The organism is Fibrobacter sp. UBA3629 (assembly GCF_002374005.1).
In the GTDB taxonomy this organism is placed as follows: Bacteria; Fibrobacterota; Fibrobacteria; order Fibrobacterales; family Fibrobacteraceae; genus Fibrobacter.
This window is the reverse complement of record NZ_DFLC01000003.1, coordinates 1-5,649: the sequence shown is the minus strand read 5'-3', so window position 1 is coordinate 5,649 and position 5,649 is coordinate 1. Positions and strand designations below refer to the sequence as shown.

The following is a 5,649-nucleotide window of genomic DNA, read 5'->3' as shown; positions in this document are numbered from 1 at the left end:
AACTTTCGGGGTTCACATCACTTTGGCCAGGGATTTTTTTATGGAGGGGAACCCTCCCTTGTCGTTTTTGTAATATAGCGCACAGGACGTGCTGCAGTTTGTGAGCGGAGTCATAAAGGGGCGATAGGTTTGGCTCCTGCGCGATTTTTCTCCTTAAATTATTGTTAGATTTGTGAACGTGGAAAAAATAAGGGAACTCATACCGAAGGATTCGATAATCGAGCAGTTGCTGCTCGTGGTTCTTCTTATTGTCGTTGTTTGGTTCTTTAACAAGTCCTTCCGCCTGTTTTTGAAGCGTGCTGAAAGGCATGGCTTGGACCGTGCGGCGATACCTCTGATTTCGGACCTTGTCAAGTACACGACGTATGCGCTTGGCCTTTTGCTCGGGCTTAATATTCTTGGCGTGAATACGAATGGTCTTTTGGCGATGCTTGGTGCGGCAAGCCTTGCTGTGGGCCTTGCGCTCAAGGATACGCTTGCGAATATTGCTTCGGGCTTGTTGCTATTGTTCCTGCGCCCGTTCGTGGCGGGCGACTATATTGAATGTGGTTCCATCAAGGGCAAGATTTGTGCCATCGGGCTTTTCAATACGACGCTCGAGACGTTCGAGGGAATCGCTGTTTCTGCGCCTAACAGGTCGCTTTGGGGCGCGCCTATCGTAAACTATGCCCGCAATCCCGTTCGCAGGCTCGACATCAAGGTGGGCGTTTCGTACGATACCTCGCTGGACGTTGTCTTTTGTGCCATGCGCAGGATGGTGGAGCGCGAGACAAGCTTCCTGAAAGTGCCGCCTCCGAAGTTCTTTGTGAGCGAATACGCCGACAGTTCGATAAATATCACTGTATGGGTATGGGTTCGGACGTTCGAATACTACGAGCTCCGGCGCAAGTACTCCAGGATTGTCAAGGATGTCCTCGACGAACATAATATCGAGATTCCGTTCCCGCAGCGCGTGGTGCACCTGATGAAGGAGGGCGAGGAGGCAGGAATCTCGAAGGAACGTGAGCCCGATTTTGATGACCTCGTGCAGGACGAAGTTGTGTTCAATGGAAAGAAAATTGATATCGGCAAGTGATTATCGCTGACTGGCTCGAAAATTTGTAAAATCCCGGCCTCGGTCAGAACTTTTTTATTGCCTATTTTGTTGACTTTTTATTTTATATTTTTTTTGTAAAAGCCGAACGAATTTTTGCTATTTGTGTAAAAATGTAGACATTTAATCGAAAAATTATTGACTTTTGACGTGCCGGTATTTATATTTGGGATGGGTGGATGCAATAAAAGGGAGCTGTTTATGTTTGGAATGGGATCACGCTTCGGCGTGCGTGCTATGTTCGGGCGTGTTGGCCTTGGGCTTGTGTTTGGAGTGTCGGTTTCCTCCGCTGCCGACTGGTATGCGAAGGACAATTTGCAACCCGGTCACGACCCGAGCATGGTACGGTTCGAGGACGGCTACGCCCTCATGAGCACCAACAACAATCTGCAACTGTGGACGTCTGAAGACGCATACACCTGGAAGGACCACAAGTCGACCGTGAGCGCCATTCCGCAGTGGGCCTACACCTATGCTCCGGGCACCGAGGGTATCTGGGCTCCTGACGTTTTCTACATGAACGGCGAGTACCGCGTGTACTACTGCGTGTCCGTCTTTGGCAAGCGTTCTTCGGCAATCGGCTACCAGTCCACAAAGTCCATTATGCCGGGCACATCGGGCTACGGCTGGACCGACCACGGCCACGTTTTCCACACGACGACGAGCGACAAGTACAATGCCATCGATGCCGACGTTGTGCGTGACACCGAGGGTAATTACTGGATGGCTTTCGGTTCGTTCGGGTTGGGCATTCAGCTGATTAAGTTAGACGCAACGACTGGCTACCAGGCGAGCGACGACAAGACGGTCTACAACATTGCGCGCCGTACCAGCAGCGCGAGCGGCGGCGCCGAAGAAGGCCCGAGCCTGATTGAGCATGGCGGGCAGTATTTCCTGTTCACCGCATGGGACAAGTGCTGCCAGCAGGGCGCAAACATCGAGCAGACAACGTACAAGACGGCTTACGGCCGTGCAGACAAAGTAACCGGACCGTACAAGGACCGCGCCGGTTACACCATGGCGAACGGCGGCGGCACGATTCTGTTGGAACGCTACGGGCGCTACGTGGGGCCGGGCGGCGGCGAGGCCTTCCAGGACTTGAACCGCGTGCGATTTGTGCACCACTACTACGACTTGAACGGAGACAAGTACAATCACATCCATATACGTGATGTCGTCTTCACCGAGGATAACTGGGCCGAGATGGGACAGCCCTTCCTGGGGCGTTATTTGAGTGCCGAAGTCGAGCATGGCGTGCTGACCCGCGCCGTTTCGGGCGACCTCGCGATTACGCGCAGCAATACGGCCTCGAACGGGGAATACCTCGCGTACGTGAATACCGAGGGCTCCAAGATTCGCCTGCCGATGAACATTATGCAGGCGGGCGACTACCTGCTGCGTTACCGCTACGCGAACGGTGGCGATGCGGCTGCGACGCACAAGGTGACGGTGAATGGCAAGTCGCAGACGGTGACACTTCCGCCTACAGGTTCCTGGGGCACTTTCCCCGAAAAATCCGTGGTGATGGTGCCTGCGAAACTCAAGCGCGGCGGCAACTTCATCGAAATCGAGCCTTCGCCGAACGGAAATTTTGCGGAACTCGACCGCATCGACTTCTTGCGCATTATCCGCGATACGATTCCTGCGAACGGCTTTGACAACGGCATCCGCGTGCGTCTCACGAAGGACGACGAGTTCGCCATCAAGGACAGCGGCTACGCAATTTTCGAGAACGTGGTGCTGGATTCGCTCAAGGATATCGGCAATGTTTTCCTTCAGGTGAAAAATGCTTCGTCGGGTAAGATCGTGATTCGCGACGGCAAGAAGGACGGGACTGCGGTCTTCACATGTGACCTGTCAAATAGATCTCTCATGGGTGGCGGCTGGTCTGCGGCGAAATGCTCGGGCGACATGGGCCTGCGCGGCATCAAGGACCTGTACCTGACAGCATCGGGAATTTCCGGCGAGGCGATTCTCGGGAATCTCATCTTTGAGCCGATGCAGGTTGTCTGCAACCAAGCACCGTGTGACGACCCGATTTCCAGTTCCAGCGAGGTTTCGCCGGAAAGTTCCAGCAGCGGAACGGACGCGATTGCCCCGCGTGCTGTACGCCACGATTCTCCGGCACCCGCCCGCAAGGCCTACCGCGACCTCAAGGGTCGCAGTTTCGGCAAGCAAATCCGTTACCGGGTGATGTTCTGACGATTCTTATTTGCCACCGACAGGGAACAGCGCGAACTGCAACTGGAAAACCTTGTCCGCATCGGCGTCTTCTTCGGCGATGAGCGCAATTTCTTTACGGAAGGCGTTGATGCGTTCCACGATGCGTTCGTAGCCTTCTTGGCTTATACCGAGGGTGAGCCCTGAAATATGGCGTGTGCCCGGCGGGTCGCGGTCGATGGAATCGGCGGCGAGCTTCAGGCAATTCTGGTGGAAACCGCGGAGTGCGAGTTTTGACGTGCGGTCTCCGGTGGTAATCGCGCTTTCTGTCAATTCGTATTTGCCGTCCTTGCCCTTCTTGATGAGCTGGCAGTCTTCGAGCAACTTTACGGACTTCTTCGCTTCTTCGGCGGTGATGTGCGGGTGAACTTGCTTGGCGAGTGTCTCGTAGTCGCCGTCAAAACCGAACATGCCGATGAGGCTCCTTATGGTAAGGTGGCGCCAGTGGCTATAGACCATGTATTGCGCATGTCCGAGCAGGTGCTGCTTTTCGGCGAAGCGGACCACCTTGAGTATGGCCTGCATCTCTTCGAATGCGCTGTTCCTCTCTTCTGTAGTTTCAGCCTGGTTGAACTTGACGAGTGCAACGAAGAATTCCGTCTCGTGCTTGCCGAGCCGAAGCCCGCTTGCGACCTTGGGGATGCTCTGGCTTGAAAGGTTCTTGTCGCCGTTCATCACGCGGCTGATGAAGTCCTTGGCCTTGAAACCGATCTTGTCCGAAAACACGCGGAGCGAGAAGGCGGGGTTTGCCTCCTTCTTTGCGTTGTAGTAATCTTTCAGGAATTCCCGGTAGTCCAGGTATTCGAAGATTTTCTTTGACGGTTTCTTTTCGCCCATGCCCTAAATGTAAGAAAAAAGATTATTTAGCGGGTAACGAAAAAAAGTTTTGCGTTGTCTAGAAACAACGGAAAAGAGGGGTCGAATAATAAATAAGTGGGCAAAATCACTTTTTCGAGGTAGATTTTATATGGTCCCCGAGAAAGTTGCGCAAATGTCTGCGTTGTCCGGGAAAGGGTGTATTATGATGAAAAAAGTGTTTGGTGTCGTGGCGTGCGGAGTGTGGATTGCCGCTGCGGCGATAAGCCCCTCCGAGGTGGTGTCGCTTCCGGGCGACGCCGCCTATGGTGGTGGCGACAAGGTGGGGTCGCAGCTGGTGGCCGCGACGTACAACGCGGGCGAGGGTCCGGGTATCTGGATTGTGGCCGATGGCGGCTACAGGCTCTACCACAATGGCGCGCTCCTTGCCGAAGACAACCAAGCGGGCCGCGTACGCTTTGTTCCGATGACTTTTTTGCCCGGCGAGAACGCAATTTCGGTCGTGGGAGTGAACGGTTCCGGCGCTCCCGGCGTTCTTGTGCAGATTGATGATCTCGACAAATCCTACTATTCCGGCAGCGCTTGGAAGGCGAAACCTACGATGGGTAACAACTCCTGGAAGAACAAGGGGCGCGACCTTAGCCAGTGGGGCGGTGCTACGACTTTGAACTATGCGAGCAACAAGCTCCCGAGCGGGGCTGCCCTTACGGGATTTGCAGCGAATTCGCAGGCCAAGTGGATTTGGAGCGGTGCGGAAACCGATCCGACGGCCGTCCTGCTTTTCACATTCAACGTGAAGGCCGAAGGCTTCGGCGCCAATACCACCGGCGGCGATGCGGGTAACATCGTCATCGCGAGCGATACCGCCACTATTCGTAAGCATATGCAGAGTAACGATGCGGTGACAATCCTTGTGCCCGAAGGTACTTACGACTTCAGAAAGTTCGTAGATGCGGCCACATCTGCCGCCAATTCGGGATGGACTTGGTGCAAGTCTTCCTGTGGCAACACTGTCAATTCCAACAACACCTTTTACCGTATCAGCTTTACGCAGAACAGCTGTTCCGGCCTTAGCGAACAGACCACGATGGTGTCTGCGGGTGAAATCAAGAGTTGGAGCAATTGGATTACGACCAAGGGCAACAAGAGCCTCGTGGGTATGGGCCGTGGCGCAAATATGCGCGGTGTTTCGTGGTCAAACCGTTCCTACGAAGGTGCCAAGAACAACATCTATCGCAACTTGGCCCTTTACGATGTGAACCCGCACCTTATCGAGGGGGGCGATGGTCTCGAAGTGAGCGGCAGCGGCGGCAAAGAAGTTGAAAATATGTGGTTCGACCACATCAGCTACAAGTGGATTAGCGACGGCATGGACTTGGAATATGTCAAGGGCGTCACCGTTTCGTATCTAGACTATGATGGCAGCAACGAGTACAACTGCTACTATTACGATCCGTATATGCACCTGGTCGAAACGGCGCAGCTGACTTTTGCAAATGTCTATTGGCACAATTCTTTCG

The 5,649-nt window shown here is 54.1% G+C and carries 3 protein-coding genes and 1 pseudogene; 3 read left to right on the top strand and 1 reads right to left on the bottom strand.

Annotation, left to right across the window (positions count from 1 at the left end; genetic code table 11):
* Window positions 1-178: 178 nt before the first annotated feature.
* Together B2310_RS00475 and B2310_RS00470 are read left to right on the top strand one after the other, a co-directional pair.
* Window positions 179-1,075, top strand: coding sequence for a mechanosensitive ion channel family protein (locus B2310_RS00475; RefSeq protein WP_290727881.1), 897 nt, complete (start codon window positions 179-181; stop codon window positions 1,073-1,075).
* Between the two features lie 219 nt (window positions 1,076-1,294).
* Complete coding sequence (locus B2310_RS00470; protein WP_290727879.1) at window positions 1,295-3,295, top strand: family 43 glycosylhydrolase; 2,001 nt, start codon at window positions 1,295-1,297, stop codon at window positions 3,293-3,295.
* Between the two features lie 6 nt (window positions 3,296-3,301).
* Here B2310_RS00470 and B2310_RS00465 read toward each other — a convergent pair whose 3' ends face one another.
* A complete protein-coding gene (locus tag B2310_RS00465) occupies window positions 3,302-4,150 on the bottom strand; it encodes a TIGR02147 family protein (protein ID WP_290723696.1) in 849 nt (282 codons plus the stop codon).
* Window positions 4,151-4,334: 184 nt separating this feature from the next.
* Here B2310_RS00465 and B2310_RS00460 point away from each other — a divergent pair.
* A pseudogene (locus tag B2310_RS00460) lies at window positions 4,335-5,649 on the top strand (pectate lyase); the annotation flags it as partial.

What these genes read in the sequence shown, in the direction of transcription:
- B2310_RS00470 (WP_290727879.1), top strand. Translation starts at nt 1,295, where the DNA reads ATGTTTGGAATGGGATCACGCTTCGGCGTGCGTGCTATGTTCGGGCGT.
- B2310_RS00465 (WP_290723696.1), bottom strand. Translation starts at nt 4,150, where the DNA reads ATGGGCGAAAAGAAACCGTCAAAGAAAATCTTCGAATACCTGGACTAC.